Annotated in this window: 21 protein-coding genes and 1 pseudogene; 3 read left to right on the top strand and 19 right to left on the bottom strand. The window is 62.3% G+C overall.

Annotation, left to right across the window (positions count from 1 at the left end; genetic code table 11):
- Positions 1-5: 5 nt before the first annotated feature.
- The 10 genes and pseudogenes from DIC66_RS00945 to DIC66_RS00900 form a co-directional block, all read right to left on the bottom strand.
- Complete coding sequence (locus DIC66_RS00945; RefSeq protein WP_117173142.1) at positions 6-698, bottom strand: YfgM family protein; 693 nt, start codon at positions 696-698, stop codon at positions 6-8.
- A 12-nt stretch (positions 699-710) separates the two neighbouring features.
- Entirely contained in the window at positions 711-1,997 is a 1,287-nt protein-coding gene (gene hisS / locus DIC66_RS00940; RefSeq protein WP_117174089.1) for a histidine--tRNA ligase, read from the bottom strand.
- A gap of 40 nt (positions 1,998-2,037) precedes the next feature.
- On the bottom strand, positions 2,038-3,315 hold the full coding sequence (gene ispG, locus DIC66_RS00935; protein ID WP_117173140.1) for a flavodoxin-dependent (E)-4-hydroxy-3-methylbut-2-enyl-diphosphate synthase: 1,278 nt from the start codon (positions 3,313-3,315) through the stop codon (positions 2,038-2,040).
- Complete coding sequence (locus DIC66_RS00930; RefSeq protein WP_117173138.1) at positions 3,315-4,247, bottom strand: helix-turn-helix domain-containing protein; 933 nt, start codon at positions 4,245-4,247, stop codon at positions 3,315-3,317. The genes ispG and DIC66_RS00930 overlap by 1 nt, the downstream gene beginning before the upstream one ends.
- On the bottom strand, positions 4,240-5,067 hold the full coding sequence (gene pilW / locus DIC66_RS00925) for a type IV pilus biogenesis/stability protein PilW (protein WP_117173136.1): 828 nt from the start codon (positions 5,065-5,067) through the stop codon (positions 4,240-4,242). The genes DIC66_RS00930 and pilW overlap by 8 nt, the downstream gene beginning before the upstream one ends.
- Positions 5,060-6,190 (bottom strand): dual-specificity RNA methyltransferase RlmN, encoded by a 1,131-nt coding sequence (gene rlmN, locus DIC66_RS00920; protein WP_117173134.1) that lies wholly within the window; start codon positions 6,188-6,190, stop codon positions 5,060-5,062. Before rlmN ends, pilW begins: the two co-directional genes overlap by 8 nt.
- A 22-nt stretch (positions 6,191-6,212) precedes the next feature.
- A complete protein-coding gene (gene ndk / locus DIC66_RS00915) occupies positions 6,213-6,638 on the bottom strand; it encodes a nucleoside-diphosphate kinase (RefSeq protein ID WP_117173132.1) in 426 nt (141 codons plus the stop codon).
- Positions 6,639-6,706: 68 nt separating this feature from the next.
- Complete coding sequence (locus tag DIC66_RS00910; RefSeq protein ID WP_117173130.1) at positions 6,707-7,996, bottom strand: pseudouridine synthase; 1,290 nt, start codon at positions 7,994-7,996, stop codon at positions 6,707-6,709.
- Positions 7,993-8,667: an SMC-Scp complex subunit ScpB gene (gene scpB, locus DIC66_RS00905; protein ID WP_117173128.1), complete on the bottom strand. Its 675-nt coding sequence runs from the start codon at positions 8,665-8,667 to the stop codon at positions 7,993-7,995. The genes DIC66_RS00910 and scpB overlap by 4 nt, the downstream gene beginning before the upstream one ends.
- A gap of 97 nt (positions 8,668-8,764) precedes the next feature.
- Positions 8,765-9,803 (bottom strand): annotated as a pseudogene (locus DIC66_RS00900) (RluA family pseudouridine synthase).
- Positions 9,804-9,817: 14 nt separating this feature from the next.
- Here DIC66_RS00900 and DIC66_RS00895 point away from each other — a divergent pair.
- Complete coding sequence (locus DIC66_RS00895; RefSeq protein ID WP_117173126.1) at positions 9,818-10,627, top strand: outer membrane protein assembly factor BamD; 810 nt, start codon at positions 9,818-9,820, stop codon at positions 10,625-10,627.
- On the opposite strand, the gene DIC66_RS00890 is transcribed toward DIC66_RS00895, so the two are convergent.
- Complete coding sequence (locus DIC66_RS00890; RefSeq protein WP_117173124.1) at positions 10,578-12,584, bottom strand: DNA repair helicase YoaA; 2,007 nt, start codon at positions 12,582-12,584, stop codon at positions 10,578-10,580. The genes DIC66_RS00895 and DIC66_RS00890 overlap by 50 nt on opposite strands.
- A complete protein-coding gene (locus DIC66_RS00885) occupies positions 12,585-12,788 on the bottom strand; it encodes a YdcH family protein (RefSeq protein ID WP_117173122.1) in 204 nt (67 codons plus the stop codon). It lies immediately after the preceding gene.
- 111 nt (positions 12,789-12,899) lie between these two features.
- On the opposite strand from DIC66_RS00885, the gene DIC66_RS00880 reads away from it, so the two are divergent.
- Complete coding sequence (locus DIC66_RS00880; protein WP_117173120.1) at positions 12,900-13,661, top strand: PP2C family protein-serine/threonine phosphatase; 762 nt, start codon at positions 12,900-12,902, stop codon at positions 13,659-13,661.
- A 2-nt stretch (positions 13,662-13,663) separates the two neighbouring features.
- Here DIC66_RS00880 and DIC66_RS00875 read toward each other — a convergent pair whose 3' ends face one another.
- The 7 genes from DIC66_RS00875 to DIC66_RS00845 form a co-directional block, all read right to left on the bottom strand.
- Positions 13,664-14,290: a hypothetical protein gene (locus DIC66_RS00875; protein ID WP_117173118.1), complete on the bottom strand. Its 627-nt coding sequence runs from the start codon at positions 14,288-14,290 to the stop codon at positions 13,664-13,666.
- Complete coding sequence (zapE, locus tag DIC66_RS00870) at positions 14,287-15,384, bottom strand: cell division protein ZapE (protein WP_117174085.1); 1,098 nt, start codon at positions 15,382-15,384, stop codon at positions 14,287-14,289. Before zapE ends, DIC66_RS00875 begins: the two co-directional genes overlap by 4 nt.
- A gap of 24 nt (positions 15,385-15,408) precedes the next feature.
- Positions 15,409-16,836 carry a dihydrolipoyl dehydrogenase gene (gene lpdA / locus DIC66_RS00865; RefSeq protein ID WP_117173116.1) on the bottom strand — a complete coding sequence of 476 codons (1,428 nt, stop codon included), beginning with the start codon at positions 16,834-16,836 and terminating at the stop codon, positions 15,409-15,411.
- 88 nt (positions 16,837-16,924) lie between these two features.
- Complete coding sequence (gene odhB / locus DIC66_RS00860) at positions 16,925-18,196, bottom strand: 2-oxoglutarate dehydrogenase complex dihydrolipoyllysine-residue succinyltransferase (protein WP_117173115.1); 1,272 nt, start codon at positions 18,194-18,196, stop codon at positions 16,925-16,927.
- Positions 18,197-18,213: 17 nt separating this feature from the next.
- Positions 18,214-21,084 (bottom strand): 2-oxoglutarate dehydrogenase E1 component, encoded by a 2,871-nt coding sequence (locus tag DIC66_RS00855; RefSeq protein ID WP_117173113.1) that lies wholly within the window; start codon positions 21,082-21,084, stop codon positions 18,214-18,216.
- 192 nt (positions 21,085-21,276) lie between these two features.
- Entirely contained in the window at positions 21,277-23,172 is a 1,896-nt protein-coding gene (locus DIC66_RS00850) for a propionate--CoA ligase (protein ID WP_117173111.1), read from the bottom strand.
- 144 nt (positions 23,173-23,316) lie between these two features.
- A complete protein-coding gene (locus DIC66_RS00845; RefSeq protein WP_117173109.1) occupies positions 23,317-23,928 on the bottom strand; it encodes an isochorismatase family protein in 612 nt (203 codons plus the stop codon).
- Positions 23,929-24,150: 222 nt separating this feature from the next.
- Between DIC66_RS00845 and DIC66_RS00840 the strand changes: the two genes are divergently transcribed.
- Positions 24,151-24,711, top strand: coding sequence for a C40 family peptidase (locus tag DIC66_RS00840; protein WP_117173108.1), 561 nt, complete (start codon positions 24,151-24,153; stop codon positions 24,709-24,711).
- The last annotated feature ends 5 nt before the right edge of the window (positions 24,712-24,716 follow it).

The following is a 24,716-nucleotide window of genomic DNA, read 5'->3' as shown; positions in this document are numbered from 1 at the left end:
ATCACTCACTTGGACGCAGCGCCTTTGTCTGCAGCCACGGGTGCAGCGGCATCGGCCAGCGGGTCCACACCCAGGCTGTTGAGCTTGACCATCACCAGACGGCGGTAATCTGTGCGATCGTCAAAGGCCTTGAAGGCTTTGAGATATTGTTCCTTGGCCTCGGGCTTCTTGCCCTGCGCCAACAGGATGTCGCCCCGACGGTCGGCCTGCAGCGCGGCGAATTCTTCGGTCATGCCGGTGTCCAGCACCTTCAGGGCTTCGTCATAGGCCTTGCTGTCCATCAGCAAGCCCGCCAGACGCAGACGGCCTACCGAGGCGTAACCGGCGTCCGCGGATTTTTCTGCTACCCAGGTCAGGGCTGCCTTGGCGCCGTCGACCTTGCCCGACTCGTACAGGGTCTTGGCCACCAGCAGGCCGGCTTGCGGTGCATAGGCGGTAGAGGCAAAGCGCGACTTCATGTCGTCAAAGGCGCGCTGCAGCTTGTCGGCATCGCCCTCACGGGACACTTTCTCGACTTCATCGTACATCGCAGCCGCCTGGGACGCCTGGCTGCGCTGCCAGTACTGGTAGCCATTCCAGGCGGCGTACGCGCCCAGCACAGCGATCAGAACCCAGGTGATGGCGTTGCCGTATTGCTTCCAAAAATGCTTGATTTCATCAAGCTGTTCTTGTTCTTCGAGGTCTAGATGTTTTGCCATGGGACTTGGGAGTTAAGCGGTGGATTGTAGGCTCTTGGCCCATTGGGCCGCCTCTGGCAATGCCAGGGTCTGCTGCGGGATGCTGGCGTCACGCAAGGCCTTGACGGTGACCTGGCCCTGGGCCATTTCATCGGCGCCAAAGACCAGGGCAAAGCGGGCGCCCGAGGCGTCAGCGCGCTTGAACTGCGACTTCATGCTGGCCATGCCTTCGGCTGTGCTGGCGTGCATCAGCACCGAGGTGCCAGAGGCGCGCAGGGTTTGCAGGCAGGCCATGACGGCGGGCAGTGACGCCACATCCGGCACGACGGCATAGGCATCCACGGCCGGGGCCACGGGCAAAGCGCCCTGCTCCTTGAGCAACTCCAGCACGCGCTCGATGCCAATGGCCCAGCCTACCGCCGGGGTCGGCTTGCCGCCCACTTGCTCGAACAGGTAGTCATAGCGGCCACCGGCGCAGATCGTGCCCTGCGAGCCCAGCCGGGTGGTCACAAACTCGAACACGGTGAGGTTGTAGTAGTCCATGCCGCGCACCAGGCGCGGGTTGATGGTGTAAGCCACCCCGTTGGCGTCCAGCACGTCGGTCACGCTTTGCAGGTGGCGCCTGGAGGCCTCGCCCAGAAAGTCCAGCAGGCGCGGTGCGGCTTCGATCACCGGCTGCATGGCCGGGTTCTTGCTGTCGAGCAGGCGCAAGGGATTGAGGTGCAGGCGGCGCTTGGCCTCTTCGTCGAGCGCGTCGTGGTGCGCCTCAAAGTGGGCAATCAGTGCGGCACGGTGCTGGTTGCGCTCTTCGGGCTGGCCCAAGCTGTTGAGTTGCAGGGCCACGTCATCCAGGCCCAGTTCCTTCCACAGCGCACTGGCCATCAAAATGAGTTCGGCATCCACCTCGCCGCCGCTAAAGCCCAGGGCCTCGGCGCCAATCTGGTGGAACTGGCGGTAACGGCCGCGCTGCGGGCGCTCATGGCGGAACATGGGGCCCATGTAGTACAGGCGCTTGCCACCGTTGTAGAGCAGCGAATGCTCAATGGCCGCGCGCACCACACCGGCGGTGTTTTCCGGACGCAGGGTGAGCTGCTCGCCGTTGAGCCTGTCCTCAAAGGAGTACATCTCTTTTTCGACAATATCGGTCACCTCGCCCAGGCCACGCACAAACAGCGCGGTGGGCTCGACGATGGGGGTGCGCACGTTCTCATAGGCAAAGCGCTGCATCAGGCTGCGCACCTTGTCTTCCAGGGCTTCCCAGCGTGCCGAGTCCGGCGGCAGGATGTCATTCATGCCTTTGACGGCAACCAGTTTTTCCACTTTGCGTGGCGCAATTTTCTCGTTCATGCCTGCTGTATTTTTATGCGGAGATGGCAGCGGAAGGGGCAGCGGTGAAGCGCTGCGCGATGTAGTCTTCCACCACTTTCTGGAAATCGGTGGCGATGTTTTCGCCGCGCAGGGTCATGCGCTTTTCACCGTCGATGAATACCGGCGCTGCGGGCGCCTCGCCGGTGCCGGGCAGGCTGATGCCGATGTCGGCATGCTTGCTCTCGCCGGGGCCGTTGACGATGCAACCCATCACGGCCACCTTGAGGTGCTCCACGCCGGGGTAGCGCACACGCCAGACCGGCATCTGCGCGCGCAGGAAGTCGTCAATCTGCTGGGTGAGTTCCTGGAAGGTGGTGCTGGTGGTGCGGCCGCACCCCGGGCAGGCGGTGACGCTGGGCACAAAGGTGCGCAGGCCCAGGGACTGCAGGATCTCGGAGGCAATCACCACCTCTTGGGTGCGCGACTCGCCCGGTGCGGGGGTGAGCGACACACGGATGGTGTCGCCAATGCCTTCTTGCAGCAGCACGCCCAGGGCGGTGCTGGAGGCCACGGTGCCCTTGGTGCCCATGCCGGCTTCGGTCAGGCCCAGGTGCAGCGGGTAGTTGCAGCGCCGGCCCAGTTCGCGGTACACCGCAATCAGGTCACGCACGCCGCTGACCTTGCAGGACAGCGCAATTTGCCTAGCGGGCATTCCCATGGATTCCGCCAGCTTGGCCGAGCCTATGGCCGAGGCAATCAGCGCCTCGTACATCACCGGCTTGGCATCCCAGGGCACCGCGCGGCGGCTGTTTTCGTCCATCATGGAGGCCAGCAACTCCTGGTCCAGGCTGCCCCAGTTCACGCCGATGCGGATGGCCTTGTTCCAGCGCACTGCTGCTTCAATCATCTGGCCGAACTGGCGGTCGTGCTTGTCACCCTTGCCCACGTTGCCGGGGTTGATGCGGTATTTAGAGAGGGCCTGGGCGCAGTCCGGAAACTCGGTGAGCAGGCGGTGGCCGTTGAAGTGAAAGTCGCCAATCAGGGGCACGTCAATGCCCATGCGGTCTAGCTGCTCGCGGATATACGGTACGGCCTTGGCGGCTTCTGGTGTGTTGACGGTGATGCGCACCATCTCGGAGCCGGCCAACGCCAGCTCCTTCACCTGCAGTGCGGTTTCCACGGCCTGCTCGGTGTCGGTGTTGGTCATGGACTGCACCACCACCGGCGCACCGCCGCCCACAGCCACTACACGGCTACCCCACACCACTTCAGAACGCAGGGACTCGCGTACGCGCGGCAGCGCCAATTCAATCGGTTTTGGTTCTTGCATCACTTCACCTCAAAACGGGCCACATTGTTCTGGTTCAGGTCTTGCATCGTGAATGGCTGGCCGCGCAGCAGCACCTCGGTGGCGGCCACATTGCCCACCACCACGGACAGGGGCGGCACCCCCGTGGCCACGGCGGTCTCACCGGCCGCCAGGGTCTTTTCAAACTTCACTGAGCCTTTGCTATCGCTCACGCGGACCCAGGATGTGGCTGAGGCCTTGAACACCAGCAGGCCGGAAGTTGCGGCACCCGCCTCCGAGGCAGCCAAGACGGCTTTGTTTGCAGCAGGAACAGGTGCCAAAGCAGTGACCTGCACCTGTTCGGTCACGGCGGCGGCAGCTTGCACAGGCAGCTCCGGACCGGGCGCAGCCGCGGGCGGCTTCTCGGCAACTACTGGCGCAACTGCAGGCGCAGCCACCGGTGCCACATCCTTGGCAAGCGCTGCTGCCACGGCTTCATCCGGCACCGGCTTGCCCGGCTCTGCAGTACCTACCGTGTTGCGGGCTTCCGGAAACAAAACGACAGCCAATGCGGCCAGCAACAAGGCCACCACCGCCAACACCGCGGGCTTGGTGGCAACAGACATCAGGGAATTGCCCGTCAAAAACTGTGAGCCGTGGGTGGGCATGCTGATACCCCGGTCGCTTTTGTCCAGCTTCGGCACTGCAGATTGCGGCAACTTGCTGAGCACCGGTGCCGGATCCACCTTGAGCGTGCGGCACACGCTGCTGGCCAATGCACGGATAAACACAGCATCCGGCAATTCTTCCAGGCGATCAGCCTCCAACGCTTCCAGCTTCTTTACCGGCACCTTCATCGAAACAGCCAAGGCAGCAATATGCAAGCCAGTAGCTTCGCGGGCCTGGCGCAACAACATGCCGGCCGTCAGACCGCCTGAGACCGTACTGGGGACCACAACCGCTTCATCACTCATTGAATGCTCCACGCTCTAATGCCATTGCCTCAGGGGACTGCGCAAAACGCCGGCGCAACTGTGCTTCGAGCTGCAATTGCGCGTCCTGGTTTTCCAGACTGCGTTCGATCTTGATGCCCAACCACAGGGATTCGGCCGAGGCGCGTTCACTGTTGTTGATACGCCGCGTATAGAACTGCGCTTTGACCAGTTCCCCGCGCTGAAACAACAGGTTGCTGAGCTTGTAGCCGGTATCCGCATTGCCCGCATCGAGTTCGTAAGCGTGCATGAAACTGGCCTCGGCATCGCCCTTGCGGCCGTTGGCCAGTTGGCAATTGCCCTGCTCTGCCCAGGTCTTGGCGCGCTGGGCATACGTTGGATCTGACAGTGCGGCCCGGAAGTACTTGGTCGCCTCCACCGGGCGCTTCATTTTGCACAACAGGAAACCGTAGTTGTGCTTGACGTCAGACGCATTGGGGTTGATGGCCAGCGCCTTTTGCAAGCTGGCTTCTGCCTGTGCGTAATCGCCAGTTTGCAGGAAGATCAGACCGCGCATGGCATAGGGCTCAAACCAGTTGGGGTCGGTGACGATGGCCTGCTTGACCTCGTCCAGCGCAAAGTTGTACTTGGCATCCTGAAAATACAGCACCGCCAGCTTGAGCCGGTTGGTGGCACGCTTGCGCGACTCGGGCTCATCCGAATCGGTAAACGTTTGCGGTGTTGCTGTGGCGGCCGACCCGCCGCCTGCGCAACCCGCAAGGCTGCCGGCCAGCAGCAAGGCCGCACAGACGCTGCCCAAGTAAAGAAATGAAGCCACTCGCAAAGACTGCGTTTTATTCATGATTCAACTTCTCTTGGGTCAACATGATCGTGCGTTGCTTGGCTATGCGCTTGTCCACGGATGTGCGGTCCTGCACATCACCGGCCAGTTGCCCACAGGCAGCGTCAATATCGTCGCCCCGGGTCTTGCGCACCGTCGTGACGATGCCCGCATCGGTGAGCATTTTGGCAAACGCCTGCACCACCGCGTGGTTGGAGCGTTTGAGGCCGGACGCAGGAAACGGGTTAAAGGGAATCAGGTTGAACTTGCACCAGGCCTTGGCCGACTGGGCCTTGACCAGACGCACCAGCTCTTCGGCGTGGGCAGGCGTGTCGTTCACACCGTCGAGCATGCAGTATTCAAAGGTGATGAAGTCGCGCGGCGCAAATTCCAGATAGCGCTGGCAGGCCTGCAGCAGTTCGGCCAGCGGGTACTTGCGGTTCAGCGGCACCAGGTTGTCGCGCAGAGCGTCATTGGAGGCATGCAGGGACACGGCAAGTGCCACGGGGCAATCCTGGCCCAGACGGTCGATCATGGGCACCACACCCGAGGTGGACACCGTCACACGGCGGCGCGACAGGCCGTAGCCATGGTCGTCCAGCATCACGCGCAGGCTTTGCACCAGGGGTTGGTAATTTTGCAGGGGCTCGCCCATGCCCATCATCACCACATTGGAGATGACGCGCTCCGACACGCCCAGATGTTTTCGAAGGAAATGTTCTGCAAACCAAAGTTGACCAACGATTTCGCCTGCTGTCAGGTTGCGGCTAAAGCCCTGGTGTCCGGTGGAGCAAAAGCGGCAGCCCACGGCGCAACCGGCTTGCGAGGACACGCAGAGCGTGCCGCGGTCGTCTTCCGGGATGAATACCGTCTCGATGGCATTGCCACCGCCGACGTCGAACAGCCACTTGATGGTGCCGTCCGAGGAAATATGTTGGGAGAGAACGGTCGGTGCCTGGATGTGTGCCGTGGTCTTGAGCTTTTCGCGCAAAGACTTGGCCAGGTCACTCATGTCATCAAATTGGGCAGCGCCTTTTTGATGGATCCAGCGAAACAGCTGGGTGGCGCGAAAACGCTTCTCACCCAGCCGCTCGCAGAATGCGGCCAATCCGTCAAGGTCGTACTCGAGCAGGTTGGCCGTCATTGCATGCTTGTTCGGATAGAACTTAGCGGGAATACACGTTCATGCCGGCAAAGAAGAATGCGATTTCATTCGCAGCCGTCTCAGCAGCATCCGAGCCGTGTACTGCGTTGGCATCAATGCTGTCAGCGAAGTCAGCGCGGATGGTGCCGGGAGCCGCCTTCTTGGGGTCGGTAGCGCCCATCAGGTCACGGTTCTTGAGGATGGCGTTTTCGCCTTCCAGGGCCTGGATCATCACCGGGCCGGAGATCATGAAGTCGACCAGATCCTTGAAGAAAGGACGGGCTGCGTGCACGGCGTAAAACGCTTCGGCTTCGCCGCGCGACAGGTGGGCCATCTTGGAGGCAACCACCTTGAGGCCAGCAGCTTCGAAGCGGGCGTAGATTTGACCGATCACGTTTTTGGCAACGGCGTCAGGCTTGATGATGGAGAGAGTGCGTTCGATAGTCATGGAAATTCCTGATCTGGGTTGATTAATTTGCCCAATGGAGCAAAGCCTGTCATTTTAGCATTGGGACATCAGCCCGGGCGGCCTCGACCACCACGGCGCGGACCGCCATTGCCACCGGGGCGCTGACCGCGTTCCTGGCGCTGGCGGCTCAGGCTGTCGGCACCGATATATCCCACTGAAGTCTTCATCGGATCGGGCTGGGCGTTGGCTGCGGGGCGATCATTGGAGCGCGCCGGGCGAGCACCACGACCGGCGCCATTGGGTCCCTGGGCATTGCGGCCAGGACCTGTATCGGTGTTGCCACGTGGGCCGCCGGAGCGACCCCGGTTGCCACGGGGACCACGGTTGCCCGGGCCATTCCCACCACCACCGCCTTCGCGCTGGGACTGTTCATTGCGTTCACCAGGCGGGCGCACACCGCCGGCAGCCTGCATCAGGCCCCGGATGTCGGCATCATCAAGCTCCATCCAGGCGCCGCGCTTGAGTCCGCGGGGCAGCAGCATGGCGCCGTAGCGGATGCGGATCAGGCGGCTGACCGCGTGGCCCACGGCCTCCATCATGCGGCGCACTTCGCGGTTGCGGCCTTCAGAGATGGTGACGCGGTACCAGCAGTTGGAGCCTTCGCCGCCGCCGTCTTCAATCGAGCCGAACTGGGCCATGCCGTCATCCAGCTTGACGCCGCTGAGCAGCAGCTGCTTTTCATCCTTGGTCAGGGCGCCGAGCACGCGCACAGCGTACTCGCGCTCCAGGCCAAAGCGCGGATGCATCAGGTTGTTGGCCAGCTCACCCGAGCTGGTGAACAGCAACAGGCCTTCGGTATTCAAGTCCAGGCGACCCACCGACTGCCACTTGCCCTGCGGCAGCTTGGGCAGCTTGCGAAACACGGTGGGGCGATTTTGCGGGTCGTCATGGGTCACCACTTCGCCAATGGGCTTGTGGTAGGCGATGACGCGCGCCGGAGGCGGGTCTATGCGTACACGGATCGGCTTGCCGTTGACCTTGAGGCTGTCGCCGAACTGGATGCGCTGGCCGATGTGGGCTGGTTCGTTGTTGACCGAGATGCGGCCTTCCAGAATCAGTTGCTCCATCTCCAGGCGCGAGCCCATGCCGGCCTGGGCCAGCACCTTGTGCAGCTTGGGCGTCTCGGCCATGGGTGCCAGCACCCGCTTGGGCGGTGCCAGTTCGATGATTTCTTCATCGGCATCAAACTGGCCCGAGAGGATGTCGTCAAAGCGGGTGGCTGCGCCGCTGGCTGCGGGCTGGGTCTCTTCAGCCGGTGCGACCGTAAAGACGACGGGGGCCACGTCCCGAGGGGACTCTTCATCGTCCGGGGAAGGCGTTGCGCCGTTTTCATTCATATCAGGTTTCCGTCCATTGGTGGGGTGGCGTCCGTATCAGGGGCGTCCAGGGGCATGTTCATTTGCAGTTCCGGCTCGGCCGGGTTGGGTTCAGTCGGCAGCGGCACCGGCAATTCTTCTTCCAGCGACACCAGCGACTCAAAGGCCTGCGAGGCCTGCTCCGGGCTGTCCAGCAAGGGCAACTGGTCCAGCGACGCCAGCCCCAGGTCATCCAGAAACTGCTTGGTCGTGGCAAACAGGGCCGGTCGGCCGGCGGCTTCGCGGTGGCCAATGACTTCCACCCAGCCGCGGTCTTCGAGTTGCTTGATCAGCAGCGAGTTGATGGTCACGCCGCGAATGTCTTCCATATCGCCACGCGTGACCGGTTGGCGGTAGGCGATGATGGCCAGCGTTTCCAGCGTCGCCCGGGTGTAACGCGGGGGCTTCTCGGGGTGCAGGCGGTCCAGGTATTCGCGCATTTCAGGGCGGCTCTGGAAGCGCCAGCCACTGGCCACGTTCACCAGTTCCACGCCCTTGCCCGCCCAGTCGTCATGCAATTCAGCCAACAAAGTTTTGAGCGTGTCGACACCCAACGCGTCGCCAAACAGGGCACGCATATCACGCACGGGCATCGGTTGTTGAGTGCAAATTAGCGCGGTCTCAAGGACCCGCTTTGCGTCCGCCAAATTCATAGTCAGGCATTTTCCGGAAAACATCGCCCTCACGGCGACACATCAATGGGGTTTCTTCGGATATCCAACGGGGAGCAGACCCCGTGGCGACCTCAACTCAGCGGGAGGTCAACAGCCCTTCAGGCTTTGGCGGATTGTACCGCAGGCCCCAAATGGGCAATCGCCTGCTGTATGTCGGGCGCAAGCGGCGCATCGAATTGCAACTGCTTCCCTGTCACCGGATGCACGAAAGCCAGACGCGTGGCATGCAGTGCCTGTCGGCTCAGGCCAAACTGCGCCGTGCCGCCATACACGCTGTCGCCCACCAGGGGATGGCCTATGGAGGCCATGTGCACCCTGATCTGATGGGTGCGGCCGGTGTGCAGAATGCAGCGCACAAAGCAGCTGCTGGCATCGCTGGCCTGCAGCTCAAAGTCCGTGCGCGCAGTCTTGCCGGACTGGCTGGCCAGATCCACCACGGCCATGCGCAGGCGGTTGCGCGGGTCGCGTCCTATGGGTGCATCCACGGTGCGGCTCCTGGAGCCGACCCAGGCGCCGTGCGCGAGTGCCAGGTATTGGCGACTGACTTCGCGCGCGGCAATCGCCTTGACCAGGGCGTCCATCACTTCGCGGGTCTTGGCTACCACCATCAGGCCGCTGGTGTCCTTGTCCAGGCGGTGCACGATGCCCGCGCGCGGCACCAGCAGAAAACACGGGTCGTGCGCCAGCAGGCCGTTGAGCAGGGTGCCGCTCCAGTTGCCCGGAGCCGGGTGCACCACCAGGCCGGCGGGCTTGTTGACCACCAGCAGGTGCGCGTCCTCAAAGGCAATACCGAAGGCCACGGCCTCGGGCTTGAAGGCCTGGCTTTGCGGCGTGGGCCGAAGTTCCAGGCTGATGCGGTCGCCCGCCTTGACCTTTTGCGAGACCTTGGTGCAGAGCTTGCCGTTGAGCGTAACCAGGCCGGTTTCCAGCAATTGCTGCAAATAGCTGCGTGAGAATTCGCTCACGCCACTGGCCAGTGCCTTGTCCAATCGCTCACCATGCTGGTCTGCCTGCACCTCCAGAACGCGGATGTCCGATTCGGGGCCAGGTTCCTCTCCCTCTTCGGCAAGAAGTCCCAAGGGGGTGGCCGATATAATCGCGTCGGTCTGTTTCAAGAAGGTTTCCCACAATGTTGCGAGTCAAATTATCGGTTGTTTGTGCCCTGGGGCTGATAACCGTGGCCTTAGGGTTGGCGGGATGCGCTTCTACCGCCCCGGTGGACAAGACCATTGGCATGAGCCCCAACGCCATTTATGCGGACGCCAAGGACTCCATGGATGCCGGCCAGTACGACAAAGCCATTCCCCTGTTTGAAAAACTGGAAGCGCGCGCTGCCGGAACACCGCTGGCCCAGCAGGCACAGCTCGACAAGGCCTACGCCCAGTACAAGACGTCGGAGCCTGCCCAGGCCATCGCCACACTGGACCGTTTCATGAAGCTGCACCCGGCCAGCCCCGCCCTGGACTACGCGCTCTACCTCAAGGGCATCGTGAACTTCAATGACGACCTGGGCCTTTTTTCGGGCATTTCCCGTCAGGACCTGTCAGAACGGGACCAGAAGGCGTCCAAGGAAGCCTTTGAGTCCTTCAAGGAATTGGTGGCACGCTTTCCGGACTCACGCTATGCGGCGGACGCCGCGCAGCGCATGAACTACATCGTGAGTTCCCTGGCGCAATACGAAGTGCACGTGGCCCGCTATTACTACAAGCGCGCAGCCTACCTGGCCGCTATCAACCGGGCACAGGCCGCGATCTCCGATTACCGCAATGTGCCGGCTCTTGAAGAGGCCCTCTTCATCATTTACAAATCCTATGACGCACTGGGCATGACACAGCTGCGCGATGACGCCAAGCGCGTTCTGGAAACCAGCTATCCGCAGTCCGAATTTCTCACCAAGGGAGCACGTTCGAAGAACGATCCCTGGTGGCAGGTCTGGTAAGCGCCTCCAGCGCCTGAGCGAACTCCTGTTCGCTGCCCAGCCTGCGCATGGCCGGCAAGGCTGCCAGCAGCTGGCGGCCGTAGCCCATCTGGTTGAGCCGTACATCGCAAATCACCAGCACCCCTTCGTCGGACTCGCGGCGTATCAAACGCCCTGCCCCCTGCCGCAGGGCCACGGCGGCCTGCGGCAGATGCAAATGCTTGAAGGGGCTTTTGCCAGCACCCTCCAGCGCTTTGGAGCGCGCCTGCAGCACCGGGTCATCCGGCGGTGTGAAGGGCAGCTTGTCAATCACCAGCAATTGCAAAGCCGCACCCGGCATGTCGATGCCCTCCCAAAAGGTGACCGAGGCCACCAGGATGGCACCACCGTCCTGTGCATCGCCCGCCTGCAAAAAGCGTGCGAGCAATTCCCGCTTTGGCATGGCGCCCTGTACCAGCACCTGGATATCGTCCCGACCCTGAAGTTCCATGGCCAGGCGGTCACCAATACTGCGCATGGCGCGCAAGGTGGTGGTCAGCACCAGGGTGCGGCCACCCAGCACCAAGGCGCCTTGCAAGGCCAGCGCCGCCACGGCGTCGCTGTGGCTGGCCTCTGACGGTTTGGGAAAGACCTTGGGGACGTAGAGCGCGGCCTGCTGCGCGTAGTCAAAGGGGCTGGGGACTTTCAGGATGCGGGCACCTTCCAGGCCGCAACTCTCCACCATCCAGCTCAACTGCGCATCGTGCCCCAGCGTGGCCGAGGTAAAGACCCAGGACTTGCCGCCACCAGCCTCGCCCTGTGGTGGCAAGACGCGCGTCTGCATGGCCTGCGACACATCCAGCGGCGACTGCAACATGCGCACCTGACGGCCCAGTTCCAGCCAGCGCACCGCGTCATCGGGCACTGGCAGCAAAAACAGGTTCAGCAATTCCATCAAATCCTGCGCACGGCTTTGCAGCGACTGCAACTCCGGCGCCATTTCGGCCACCAGCACCAGTGCCGCCTGCGTGTTGCCAAGCGCCAGCAAGGCCGCCTCGATCAACTGGGGCCAGCGCGAACCGGCTGCAGCCCAGTCCAGGCGCTCCACACGTTCGCTTTCGGGAAAGCGTGCGCGCATGGCTTCGGCACTGTGCTCCAGGCTGGCCGCCAGCTCAGCCCAGGGCGCCAGGCCGCGCGCGTGGGCCTGGGCCGTCTGCTCCAGATCGCGCGCAAAGTTGCTGAGTTGCCCGGTGCCAAGCTGCCGCCCTAAAAACTGCACGCCAATTTCGTTGAGCTGGTGGGCCTCATCAAACACCACTGCGTGCACCGAAGGCAGCAGCTCGGCCACGCCGGATTCGCGCACATTCAGGTCGGCAAAAAACAGGTGGTGGTTGATCACCACCAGATCGGCGGACAGGGCCTCACGCCGTGCCCGGTTGACGAAGCAGCTGGAGGCTTGCGGGCAGCGCGCACCCAGGCAGTTCTCACGGGTGGAGGTCACCAGGGGCATCAAGGGGGAGCTGTCATCCAGTGCCTCCACCTCGGCCATGTCGCCACTCTGGGTGGAGTGCGCCCAGCTTTCAATGCGCGCCAGGTGCAGCGCTGCCAGGCGCTCGTCCATGCGCCAGTCCTGGCGCGCCGACTCCAGGCGGTTCAGGCACAGGTAACTGGCGCGCCCCTTGAGCAGGGCCACACGCAGGGGCAGGCCCAGGAGCTCGCGCAAATGCGGAATATCGCGGCCAAACAACTGGTCTTGCAAGGCCTTGGTGGCGGTGGATATCAGCACCCTTTTACCGGACAGCAGGGCAGGCACCAGGTAGGCATAGGTCTTGCCAACACCGGTTCCGGCCTCCACCACCAGCATGCCACCCTGCTCTATCACCTCGGCCACGGCTTGGGCCATTTGCAGTTGGCCGGGGCGGCCGCGGTACTCCTGCACCGCCTGGGAAAGTAGCCCTGTGGGGGCAAACGCCGCAGCAACCGCTTGCGTCAACGGCATTTACGCAGGCTCGTCGGGTGAGAGCTCAAGCTCGACCCGGGCGATTTCATCGCGCAGGGCCAGGCGCTTTTTCTTGAGGCGTCGCATCATCAGTTCGTCCTGCGGGGACTTTTCAGAGGCCTGGTCGATCAGAGCGTCCAGATCACCATGTTCCATGCGCAGGGCGATCAGGCGCCACTGCGGGGAATTCAAATTGAGTGTCAAAGGGATTTGGTAAAAGTTTGCAGAAGGCGGGCGGGCAAATCGCGTCCGCTGGCTCGATAATACGGCTGATCAGGGACTTCAAGACAAGTATCGCTTCACCGCGCAACGAACATGGCAACAACCGGTTACCGACTCACCGCATCCACTGGCATCCACAAGGGTGATCGTGAATACCAGCAGGACCAGGTAGCGCTGCTGCAGCACCCGCGCATCAATGGCTGCGTGCTCGCCGTGGTGGCCGACGGCATGGGCGGGCGCAGCGGTGGGCGCAAGGCATCAGACCAGGTCATGATGACGGCCAAACAGCTGTTTGACCGCTATGACCCGTCCACCGAAGAGGCATCGGCCATCCTGGCGCAAATCATCAAGGAAGCGCACCTGGTCATCAAGCTCACGGCCATTTCATCCGAGCAGGAACCGCACAGCACCCTGGCGGCCTTCATCATCAACGCCGGCGGTGACTGCCATTGGGCACACACTGGCGACTCTCGTATTTACCACTATCGCGGAGCCACCTTCGTCAAGCGCACCACCGACCACTCCTACGTGCAGGCCCTGGTCAACAAAGGTGAGATCACCGAAGAGCAGGCAGCCGTGCATCCCCAGTCCAACATTTTGATGGGCTGTCTGGGCACCGAGAGTGATCCACCGGTGGAGCGCCACTACATCAGCAAACTGCGGGCCGGTGATTCACTCATGGTCTGCAGTGACGGCGTCTGGCACTACTTCAAGAACAGCGAAATCGGCTCCGTGTTGTCCACCTTGTCGGCCCGCGAAGCCACCGAATTCCTGATTGAAAAAGCCCGTTCCCGTGCGCGTGGCGGCGGCGACAACCTGTCCATCGTGGTTGTCAAACTCGAAGCGTTGGACTGAACCTACCGGGGTATCGGCAAGGGGGCTGCAGGCTTGCCGCCTTTTTCAGCCTGGCGCCTGGCGTTGTCTTCCCGTTTCTTTTGCGCCTCTGCCTGCTTGCGCGCGAAATTCTCGCGGTTGGTGGCCTGCTCTGCCGGTGTGGGGCCTGCAAGTGGGGCACGCAGGGCTGGGGCGCTGGCTGCGGATGTCGACTTCCTGGCCGTATGTTCCGCCTGTTTGTCCCGCTGTGCCTGGAGCCTGTCGGCACGGCTGCCGTCTGCTGTTTCAGCGCGCTGGTCGGCTTCCTGCTGCGCTCTTTCCCTGGCCTTCTGTTGGTTGCGTCGCAGTTGTTCCGCACCCTGAGCGGCAAACTGTCTCTCGTGCAGCGTGGCCTCCTGGCGTCGCAGGTTGGCGAGCATGGCGCGGCGTCTGGACTGCACCCCGTTCAGGCAGCTGCTCACGGCAAAGCGCTTGTAACAAGCGGCCTCTTCGGCATCCATGGCCGCTGTTTCGCGCACGCGGGTGGCCTCAATGCGCTGGAACTCCGCTGTTTCCCATTCAACTGCCTTCGCGCCCTGAGGCCCATCGTCTTGTGCCCACACGGGATAGACGCAAAGCAGAGCCAGCAGGCATGGCAGCAGCGACCTCATGTCAGCCCCGTGTCCACCACGCGCCGCTCCAGCGCCAGGTACTCCTTGGATTGCATCTCATTGAGGCGCGACACGGTGCGTGGAAACTCATGCGACATGGGGCCTTCGGTGTACAGCTCCTCGGGCTGGCACTCGGCCGACAGCACCAGCTTGACACGCCTGTCATACAGCACGTCCACCAGCCAGGTGAAGCGGCGCGCTTCAGACGCCAGGCGCACCGACATGCGCGGCACATCGCTCAGAAACACGGTGTGGAAACGCGAGGCAATTTCCAGGTAGTCATTCTGCGAACGCGGGCCGCCGCACAGGGTCTTGAAGTTGAACCAGACAATGCCGCCGGCCTTGCGCCAGGCATGGATCTGGCGCGACTCGATATGCAGCACCGGGTCTTCATCGGCCTGTTCAGCCAGTGCATTGAAGGCCTCCATCATGGCTGCGTCGGCCTCAGGGCCCAGCGGACAGTGGTAGAGCTTGAGGGCTTCGAGCGTGCGCTGGCGGTAGTCGGTGCCGTTGTCCACGCTGAGCACTTCCATGCTGCTGTTGAGCAGATCGATGGCAGGCAGGATGCGGTTGCGGTGCAGGCCGCCGGGGTACAGATCGTCGGGCTTGAAGTTGGAGGTGGTGACAAAGCCCACGCCGTTCTCGAACATGGCCGAGAGCAGGCGGTGCAGGATCATGGCATCGGTGATGTCGGCCACATGGAATTCATCAAAGCACACCAGCTTGTAGCGCAGCGCCATGCGCCGGGCCAGTTCGTCCAGCGGGTTGACCGTGCCCTGCAGGTCAGCCAGCTCGCGGTGCACCTCGCGCATGAACTCGTGAAAGTGCAGGCGCGTCTTGCGCTTCAAGGGCACGGCGTTGAAAAAGCAGTCCATCAGGAAGCTCTTGCCACGCCCTACTCCGCCGTGCATATACACGCCGCGCGGAATGTCCGGATGGTTGATCAGCTTCTTGAAGGTGTTGGAGCGCTTGCCCTTGTAGGCCGCCCACTCCTTGGCACAGCGCTCCAGTGCGTCCACGGCGCGCAGCTGTGCCGGGTCGGCCTGGTACCCACGGGCGGCCAGTTCCGCTTCGTAGGTCTGTTTGACGCTCAGTTGCACTATTGGTATGAACCGTTATTAGAAGTTCAAAGTGCGCTTGTCCACGGCCAGTGCCGCTTCCTTGGTGGCTTCGCTCAAGGACGGATGCGCGTGGCAGATGCGGGCGATGTCTTCGGCGCTGGCCTTGAATTCCATGGCTACCACGGCTTCGGCAATGAGCTCGCTGGCCTGCGGTCCCACGATGTGCACGCCCAGGATTTCGTCGGTCTTGGCATCAGCCAGGAACTTCACAAATCCAGTGGTGTCACCCAGGGCACGCGCGCGGCCATTGGCCAGGAAGGGGAAGGATCCCGCCTTGTAGGCCACGCCGTCGACCTTGAGTTGCTGCTCGGTGCGGCCCACCCAGGCGATTTCGGGGCTGGTGTAGATCACCCAAGGGATGGTGTTGAAGTTCACGTGGCCGTGCTGGCCCGCAATGCGTTCGGCCACAGCCACGCCCTCTTCCTCGGCCTTGTGCGCCAGCATGGGGCCGCGCACCACGTCACCCACGGCCCACACGTTGGGCAGGCTGGTCTTGCAGTCGCCGTCCACCACAATGGCACCGCGCTCGTCGAGCGCCAGGCCGACGGCGTCCGCTGCCAGGCCGATGGTGTTGGGCACACGGCCCACAGAGACGATGAGCTTGTCCACGTCCAGCGAAACAGCCTCACCCTTGGCGTTGGTGTAGGCCACCGAAACACCCTTCTTGCCGGACTTGATCTCGCCGACCTTGACGCCGAGTTCGATTTTCAGGCCCTGCTTGGTGAAGGCCTTGTGAGCCTCTTTGGCGACCTGCTCGTCCACCGCGCCCAGGAAGGTCGGCAGACCTTCCAGGATGGTGACTTCAGAGCCCAGGCGGCGCCACACGGAACCCATTTCCAGACCGATCACGCCGGAGCCGATCAGGCCCAGCTTCTTGGGCACAGCGCCCATCTTCAGGGCACCGTCGTTCGACAGGATATTGGCTTCATCGAAAGGCACGCCGGGCAGCGAACGGGCGTTGGAGCCGGTGGCGATGATGATGTGCTTGCCAACGATGGTTTCTTCGGCGGCACCGGCCACTTTGATCTCGTAACCTGCATCCGTCGACTTCACGAAGGAGCCACGGCCGTGCAGGAAGGTGATCTTGTTTTTCTTCAGCAGGTACAGGATACCGTCGTTGTTTTGCTTGACCACGGTGTTCTTGCGCGCAACCATTTTGGCCACGTCCATGCTCACACCCTTGACCTCAATGCCGTGCTCGGCAAAGTGGTGGTTGGCCTGGTCGAAGTGCTCGCTGGACTGCAGCAGCGCCTTGGACGGGATGCAGCCGACGTTGGTGCAGGTGCCGCCAGGTGCGGGGCCGCCTTTTTCGTTTTTCCACTCGTCGATGCAAGCGGTGTTAAAGCCCAGCTGGGCTGCGCGGATGGCGGCGATATAGCCGCCGGGGCCGGCGCCGATCACGACGACGTCAAATTGTTTTGTCATGGGAATTCCTAACGGTGAATGGAAGAAAACCTGCCGTCCAGCAAGACCATAAGTCAGACCGGACAGACAGGTTCAATAGCGCAGGCGCTTAGATATCAAACAGCAGGCGGGCTGGATCTTCCAGCGCTTCTTTCATCGCCACCAATCCGAGAACGGCTTCGCGGCCGTCAATGATGCGGTGGTCGTAGGACATGGCGAAGTAGTTCATGGGGCGAACCACCACCTGGCCGTTTTCCACCATGGCGCGGTCCTTGGTGGCGTGCACGCCCAGGATGGCGCTTTGGGGCGGGTTGATGATGGGGGTGGACATCATGGAGCCGAAGGTGCCGCCATTGGAGATGGAGAAGGTGCCACCGGTCATTTCTTCCATGCCCAGCTTGCCGTCACGGGCCTTGACGCCGAACTCGGCAATCTTCTTTTCAATCTCGGCAAAGCTCATCTGGTCGGCATTGCGCAGAATGGGCACCACCAGGCCACGGGGCGAGCCGACAGCGATACCGATGTCGAAGTAGCCGTGGTAGACGATGTCATTGCCGTCCACCGACGCGTTGAGCACCGGGAATTTCTTCAGGGCATGCACTGCGGCCTTGACGAAGAAGCTCATGAAGCCCAGCTTGCATCCGTGTTCCTTCTCGAATCGCTCTTGCATGCGCTTGCGCATGTCCATGACCGGGGCCATGTTGATTTCGTTGAAGGTCGTCAGGATGGCGTTGGTGGATTGCGATTGCAGCAGACGCTCGGCCACGCGGGCGCGCAGACGCGTCATGGGCACGCGCTGTTCCGGGCGGTCACCCAGGCTGGGTGCCTTGGGTGTTGCCACTTGCGGCAGCACCTTGGTGGGCACGCCGGTGGGGATGACAGCAGCGGTGGATTGCACACCACCCGCAACACCACCCGCAACGGCGGCCAGCACATCACCCTTGGTGACGCGGCCGTCTTTACCGGTGCCGCCCACCGAGCCGGAGGCCAGGTTGTTGTCGGCCATCAGCTTGGCGGCAGCGGGCATGGCCACACCGGCCTTGCTGTTGCTGGAAGCGGCTGCAGCGGGGGCCGCAGCGGGGGCAGCGGCGGCTGCAGGTGCTGCCGCAGCAGCGGCGGGAGCGACTGCGCCCACCTTGCCGTCGGTGTCGATGCGGGCGATCAGCTGTTCGGCTACCACCGTGGCGCCGTCGGCCTGGACCAATTCCATCAGCACGCCGGAGGCCGGCGCGGGGACTTCCATCACGACCTTGTCGGTCTCGATTTCGATCAGGGTTTCATCGGCAGTGACCAGGTCACCGACCTTCTTCTTCCACTGCAACAAGGTGGCCTCAGCGACGGATTCCGAGAGCTGGGGGACTTTAACTTCTACGATAGCCATATCAATTCTTTCCGTTTTTATTTAGTGAGGACAAAGCCCTTGAGCTTGCCGAATGCACCTTCGACCAGCGCCTTTTGCTGTTCCTGGTGCAGGTGGGCATAGCCCACTGCAGGGGATGCCGAGGCGGCGCGGCCGGAGTAACCCAGACGCTGGCCTTCGATCATGTTCTCGTGCAAATAGTGCTGCACAAAGAACCAGGCGCCCTGGTTTTGTGGCTCGTCCTGGCACCACACCACTTCGCTCACATTCGGGTACTTCTTCAGCTCGGTGGAGAAGGCCTTGTGCGGGAAGGGGTAGAGCTGCTCGACGCGCACGATGGCGACGTCGTCATGGCCCTTCTCTTCACGTTTCTTGACCAGGTCGTAATAGACCTTGCCGGAGCAGGCCACCAGGCGCTTGACCTTGTCAGCCTTGAGCTCTTTTTGCTCGGGGATGATGGTCTGGAAGCCGCCCTTGGTGAACTCGGCCAGCGTGGAGGTGGCGTCCTTGTTCCGTAAGAGCGACTTGGGCGTCATGATGACCAGCGGCTTGCGCAGGTTACGCACCATCTGGCGACGCAGCACGTGGAAGATCTGGCTGGCAGTCGTCGGTTGCACGATCTGCATGTTGGTGTCGGCCGCCAACTGCATGAAGCGCTCCAGGCGAGCCGAGCTGTGCTCGGGGCCCTGGCCTTCGTAGCCGTGCGGCAGCATCAGGGTGATGCCGTTGACGCGGCCCCACTTGACTTCGCCGGAGGCGATGAACTGGTCGATCACCACCTGGGCGCCGTTGGCGAAGTCGCCAAACTGCGCTTCCCAGATCACCAGGGTGTTAGGGTCGTTGGAGGCGTAGCCGTACTCAAAGGCCAGCACGGCTTCTTCAGACAGGATGGAGTCGATGACCACGAACGGGGCCTGGTTGTCGGCCGCGTTGGACAGGGGCACATAGGTCCCGGTGTCCCACTTCTCGCGGTTCTGGTCGTGGATCACGGCATGGCGGTGGGTAAAGGTGCCGCGTCCGCTGTCTTCACCCGACAGGCGCACGGGGTAGCCGCTAGCCACCAGCGAGGCGAAGGCCATGGATTCGCCCATGCCCCAGTCCACCGGAATGTCGCCACGTCCCATGGCGGCACGGTCGTCCAGCACCTTCTTGACCAGGTTGTGCGGCGTCACGCTGGCGGGGATGCTGGTGATGCGCTCGGCCAGGCGTTTCCACTCGGCCATGGGCACGGCGGTGTCGCCGGCGTCGGTCCACTTCTTGCCCAGGAACGGAGCCCAGTCCACAGCGAACTTGCTCTTGAAGTTGGTCAGCACCGGGTCGGCCGTGTGCTTGCCCGCATCCATGGCGGCACGGTAGGCTTTCACCATGTCGTCGCCCAGGGCCTCGCCCAGACCTTGCGAGGCCAGGCGGTCTGCGTAGAGCTTGCGGGTGCCGGGGTGCTGGGCAATCTTCTTGTACATCAGCGGCTGGGTCAGAGCGGGGGTGTCCTGCTCGTTGTGGCCGAGCTTGCGGTAGCAGACGATGTCCAGCACAACGTCCTTTTGGAAGGTCATGCGGTATTCCAGCGCCAGCTGGGTGGCCAGCACCACGGCTTCCGGATCATCGCCGTTGACGTGCAGCACCGGGGCTTCCACCATCTTGACGATGTCGGTGCAGTACACGCTGGAGCGCATGTCGCGCGGGTCCGAGGTGGTGAAGCCGATTTGGTTGTTGATGATGATGTGCACCGTGCCGCCCGTGGTGTAACCACGGGTCTGGGCCAGTGCCAGGGTTTCCTGGTTCACGCCCTGGCCGCCAAAAGCGGAGTCGCCATGCACCAGCACGGGCAGCACTTGCGCGCCTTTGATGTCGCCGCGGCGGTCCATGCGGGCACGCACCGAGCCCTCCACCACCGGGTTCACAATTTCCAGGTGCGAGGGGTTGAAGGCCAGCGACAGGTGCACCGGGCCGCCTGCAGTCGACAGGTCCGAGCTGAAGCCCTGGTGGTATTTCACGTCACCAGCGGGCAGGTCTTCGGGGGCGGTGTGGTCGAACTCGGCAAACAAATCCTTGGGCATCTTGCCCATGGTGTTGACCAGCACATTGAGGCGGCCGCGGTGGGCCATGCCGATCACCACTTCCTGCACGCCCTTGGCGCCAGCACCCTGGATCAGCTCGTCCATGGCGGCGATAAAGCTTTCGCCGCCTTCCAGGGAGAAGCGCTTCTGGCCGACGAATTTGGTGTGCAAAAAGCGCTCCAGGCCTTCGGCTGCGGTCAGGCGCTCGAGGATGGCCTTCTTCTTGTCGGAGGTGAAATTGGGCTTGCTGCGAATGGCTTCCAGCTTTTGCTGCCACCAGCGCTTTTCGGCCTGGTCGGTGGTGTACATGTACTCGGCGCCCAGGGTGCCGCAGTAGGTTTCGCGCAGCGCATTGAGCAGCTCGCGCAGCGACATGCTGTTCTTGCCGAAGAAGGTGTTGCTGGTGTCAAACACGGTTTCCTGGTCGGCGTCGGTAAAACCGAAGTAGGCCGGGTCCAGATCGGGGATGGCGGGGCGCTCGGTGCGCTTGAGCGGATCCAGATCGGCCCAGCGCTGACCGACATTGCGGTAGGCGGCGATGAGCTGCTGGGCTGCTGTGCGCTTGCGGCCCATTTCGGCGTCGGCACTGGCCATAACGACCTTGGTGCCACCGGCCTTGGCGCGCTCGGCGAAGGCGTTGATGACCGGCATGTGGGGCACGTCCTTGGCATTGCTGCCGTCGACTGCGGGCACATGGCTCAGGGCATCGAAATACTCACGCCAGGAATCGGGAACGCTTCCCGGGTTGGCCAAATAGTTCTCGTACATCTCTTCGACATACGGGGCATTGCCACCAAACAGGTAGGTATTGTTTTGGTACGCCTGGTAAACAGACGACACGGAATCACTCATAAAGCGCTGACCTCCGTTCCCCTTCAGGGAACATTAGCTGGTTAAAGCTGGATTGATTAACCTTCCGCGACACGGCTGAACCGATTGGCGGATGCGACTGTGGCATGGGAAGGACCTTCGTTGCGGACTGGATTGTGCCACTGAATTGGAGGTTCATTGGCACTAATCCAGCCCTTCTAAAACGTCTGACAGCTAGCTGACGACCGAGTCCTTGATTTGTTGCAAGGCGCCCGGGTCTTCCATGGTGGTCAGATCGCCAGGGTCACGCCCTTCGCACACCGCCTGGATGGCACGGCGCAGCAACTTGCCGCTGCGCGTCTTGGGCAGCACGTGCACAAAGCGCACACGGGCCGGTCGGGCCACGGCGCCGAGCTGTTCGTCCACCACCTTCATGATGGCGGCTTCCACCTTCTTGGCATCGGCTTCGGTGTTGGCCACGCTCGGGTCTTTCAGGACCACAAAGGCCACAGCCACCTGGCCCTTGAGCTGGTCGGCCACACCGACCACGGCCACCTCGGCCACATTGGTGTGGCTGCTGATGCTCTCTTCGATTTCGCGGGTGCCCAGGCGGTGGCCGGCCACGTTGATCACGTCATCGGTGCGACCCAGGATGAAGAAGTAGCCGTCTTCGTCCTTCACGCCCCAGTCAAAGGTGCTGTACATGACGCGGTTGTGGATACTGGACCAGTAGGTTTTGACAAAGCGCTCGTCATCGCCCCAGATGGTTTGCAGGCAGCCGGGAGGCAGCGGGCCTTCCACGGCGATCACGCCCTTTTTGTTGGCCTCATGGATTTCTTCGCCCGTGGTCTCGTCGATCAGGCGCACGTCGAAGCCATAGACCGCCTTGCCGGGTGAGCCAAATTTGGTGGCTGCCGGCTCCACGCCGTTGCAGATGGCCATGATGGGCCAGCCGGTTTCGGTCTGCCAGTAGTTGTCGATGATGGGCTTGTTGATGGCACCCGAAATCCAGGTGGCGGTGGGCTCGTCCAGCGGCTCACCGGCCAGGAACAAGGCCTTCAAGCTGGAGAGGTCGTACTTGGTGAGGAAAGACTCGTCCTGCTTGCGCAGCACGCGCGCCGCCGTGGGCGCGCTGAACATCACGCTCACCTGGTACTTCTCGACCAGCTTCCACCAGATACCAGCGTCCGGACGAATGGGCAGGCCCTCGTACATGATGGTGGCCATGCCGGCAATCAGCGGGCCATAAATGATGTAGCTGTGGCCCACCACCCAGCCGATGTCGGAGGTGGAGAAATAGGTCTCGCCGGGCACGCCCATGTAGATGTGCTTCATGCTCGCTGCCAGGGCCACGGCGTAGCCTGCGGTGTCGCGCTGCACGCCCTTGGGTTTGCCGGTGGTGCCGCTGGTGTAGAGGATGTAGCTGGGGTGGCTAGAGTCCACCCACTCGCAGGGCACCAGGGTGTCCATGTGCTTGGCGCGCAGAGTGGCGTAGTCTTCGTCACGGCCGGCCACCTTGGGGAAGTCGCTTAAAGCGCGGTCCACCATCAAGACCTTGGAAGGCTTGTGGGCGCTGAGTGAAACCGCTTCATCCAGCAGATGCTTGTAGGGCACGACCTTGCCGCCGCGCATGCCGGCATCCGAGCTGATGATGGCCACGGGCTTGGCGTCTTCAATGCGGCTGGCCAGGCTGTGGCTGGCAAAGCCGCCGAACACCACCGAGTGGATGGCGCCTATGCGGGCGCAGGCCAGCATGGCAAAACAGGCTTCGGCCACCATGGGCATGTAAATCAGTACCCGGTCGCCCTTGGACACACCCAGGTCTTTCAGGATGGCGGCCATGCGCTGCACCTCAGAATGCAGTTCACGGAAGCTGTAGGCCTTCTCGATATCGGTCTCGGTGGAGACGAAGATCAGCGCGTTCTGGTCGGGGCGGGTCGCCAGATGGCGGTCCACCGCGTTGTAGCAAAGATTGGTCTTGCCACCGGCAAACCAGTTGGCAAAAGGGGGCTTGCTGTAGTCGCAGACCTGGTTGAACGGGGTTTGCCAGTCAATCAGCTGGGCCTGCTCGGTCCAGAAGCCGTCGCGGTCTTCAATGGAACGGCGATGAAAGTCTGCGTAAGAAGTCATGGGCGGGTCTCCGGAACCTTGTAGTTTGTGGGGCTGAAACTGAATTCATAATTATGAGCAAGCAACTTGCTGCAAGCTGACTTTGGCCCAGCCACCGACACAATTCCGGAACCCCGCAAGCCCACCAAGGGCCAGCCTGACGCCCTACTTAATCAGCCCCTGCACCTGCCGGAACGCTGGATGTTCCGCACTGCGCAGCCACTCGAAAGCAACCATCTCGGTGGTCACCAGTTCCACACCGGCACCGGCCAGGCGGTCAAAAGCGGCGTCGCGGTTGCGCTCGCTGCGCGAGCTGCAGGCGTCGGTCACCACCCAGACATCGAACTCGTCCTCCAGCAAATCCAGAGCGGTTTGCAGCAGGCACACATGGGCTTCGCAGCCAGCCAGCACGATGGTGTCGCGCTCTTCACCGGCAGACGACTTTTGCAGATGCTTGGGCAGACTGCGGGCATTGCCTTGTACCGGCTTCGGGGGCGGACGCAGCATGTCGCCCAGACCCTCCTCTACTGCACTGAACTGCATCTTGGCCAGCGAGCGGGCGCGGGCAGTCTTCAGGGCGTCCAACAAGACCGGCACGGTTTCGCCCAGCTTGGAAGGGTTTTGCTCGGTATAAAAGCAGGGGACCGACAAGGCTGCCGCCATGTGCGCCAGGCGTACGGCGTTTTGCAGCACGGCGTCGGACTCCAACAGGGCGGGCATCAGGCGGATCTGGTAGTCGACCAGTACCAATTGGGAGGATTCAAGTTCTAGCAGCATGGATGGCTTTCGTTTTTCGTGGCTGCAAGCATAACCAGCCTGGGCCAACCCTGCGCAGCAGTACCAAGCCTTGACGTGCACATCGGGCGGCAAAGTGTAAGAACTTTACATGCCGCATCGTGATATGGGAATAAATTTGTTTAAATTCATATAGTTACAAGGCTTTGTTCATGCATTACCTGGTTTGACTTGCTGGCCATTGCCACGCTATGCTCTGCCCCTATGCGTTTTTTGACTCTGTTGGCTCTGCTTTGGTCCTTGTTTACCGTGACGGTGTCCCATGCCGGGCCGCTGGAGTCGACCGATGAAGTGGGCCGTTTACTCACGGATGGCAACCTGCTGGACCGGATTGGCGACGTGAGCAACCGGGTGGAAGCCAAGGCCTCGGCGCTGGTGGTGGGGGCCCTGGGCTTTCTGGGTGTGCCCTACCGCCGTGGCGGCAATACCGCCGAATCCGGCTTTGATTGCAGCGGCTTTGTGCGCGCCATCTACCAGCAAACCGCTGGCCTGCTTCTGCCACGGCGCGCCGCCGAACAGGCTGCCGCCACAGAGACGATTGACAAGAACGAGCTCAAGCCGGGCGATCTGGTCTTCTTCAACACCATGCGTCGCGCCTTCAGCCATGTGGGCATCTACGTGGGTAACGGCAAGTTCATCCATGCGCCCAAACCCGGTGGCGAGGTCCGCGTGGAAGACATGGGCGCCTCTTACTGGGCCAAGCGATTTGATGGCGCACGCCGTGTACCGGCAGATGCCAGCGCCAGCGTTCCCCAGCAGCAGTAAACTGC

The organism is Rhodoferax lacus, assembly GCF_003415675.1.
Lineage (GTDB): Bacteria > Pseudomonadota > Gammaproteobacteria > Burkholderiales > Burkholderiaceae_C > Allorhodoferax > Allorhodoferax lacus.
Note: the sequence above shows the minus strand (reverse complement) of the source record. Positions and strands in the feature narration are given on the sequence as shown.

Excerpts from the sequence above, each read along its gene's own strand:
- DIC66_RS00875 (WP_117173118.1), bottom strand. The coding sequence starts at position 14,290 with ATGAGGTCGCTGCTGCCATGCCTGCTGGCTCTGCTTTGCGTCTATCCC.
- ndk (WP_117173132.1), bottom strand. The coding sequence starts at position 6,638 with ATGACTATCGAACGCACTCTCTCCATCATCAAGCCTGACGCCGTTGCC.
- scpB (WP_117173128.1), bottom strand. The coding sequence starts at position 8,667 with ATGAATTTGGCGGACGCAAAGCGGGTCCTTGAGACCGCGCTAATTTGC.
- DIC66_RS00855 (WP_117173113.1), bottom strand. The coding sequence starts at position 21,084 with ATGAGTGATTCCGTGTCGTCTGTTTACCAGGCGTACCAAAACAATACC.
- DIC66_RS00930 (WP_117173138.1), bottom strand. The coding sequence starts at position 4,247 with ATGAGTGATGAAGCGGTTGTGGTCCCCAGTACGGTCTCAGGCGGTCTG.
- DIC66_RS00910 (WP_117173130.1), bottom strand. The coding sequence starts at position 7,996 with ATGAATGAAAACGGCGCAACGCCTTCCCCGGACGATGAAGAGTCCCCT.
- DIC66_RS00895 (WP_117173126.1), top strand. The coding sequence starts at position 9,818 with ATGTTGCGAGTCAAATTATCGGTTGTTTGTGCCCTGGGGCTGATAACC.
- DIC66_RS00890 (WP_117173124.1), bottom strand. The coding sequence starts at position 12,584 with ATGCCGTTGACGCAAGCGGTTGCTGCGGCGTTTGCCCCCACAGGGCTA.
- odhB (WP_117173115.1), bottom strand. The coding sequence starts at position 18,196 with ATGGCTATCGTAGAAGTTAAAGTCCCCCAGCTCTCGGAATCCGTCGCT.
- DIC66_RS00945 (WP_117173142.1), bottom strand. The coding sequence starts at position 698 with ATGGCAAAACATCTAGACCTCGAAGAACAAGAACAGCTTGATGAAATC.
- DIC66_RS00840 (WP_117173108.1), top strand. The coding sequence starts at position 24,151 with ATGCGTTTTTTGACTCTGTTGGCTCTGCTTTGGTCCTTGTTTACCGTG.
- ispG (WP_117173140.1), bottom strand. The coding sequence starts at position 3,315 with ATGCAAGAACCAAAACCGATTGAATTGGCGCTGCCGCGCGTACGCGAG.
- lpdA (WP_117173116.1), bottom strand. The coding sequence starts at position 16,836 with ATGACAAAACAATTTGACGTCGTCGTGATCGGCGCCGGCCCCGGCGGC.
- DIC66_RS00880 (WP_117173120.1), top strand. The coding sequence starts at position 12,900 with ATGGCAACAACCGGTTACCGACTCACCGCATCCACTGGCATCCACAAG.
- pilW (WP_117173136.1), bottom strand. The coding sequence starts at position 5,067 with ATGAATAAAACGCAGTCTTTGCGAGTGGCTTCATTTCTTTACTTGGGC.
- rlmN (WP_117173134.1), bottom strand. The coding sequence starts at position 6,190 with ATGACGGCCAACCTGCTCGAGTACGACCTTGACGGATTGGCCGCATTC.
- DIC66_RS00850 (WP_117173111.1), bottom strand. The coding sequence starts at position 23,172 with ATGACTTCTTACGCAGACTTTCATCGCCGTTCCATTGAAGACCGCGAC.
- DIC66_RS00845 (WP_117173109.1), bottom strand. The coding sequence starts at position 23,928 with ATGCTGCTAGAACTTGAATCCTCCCAATTGGTACTGGTCGACTACCAG.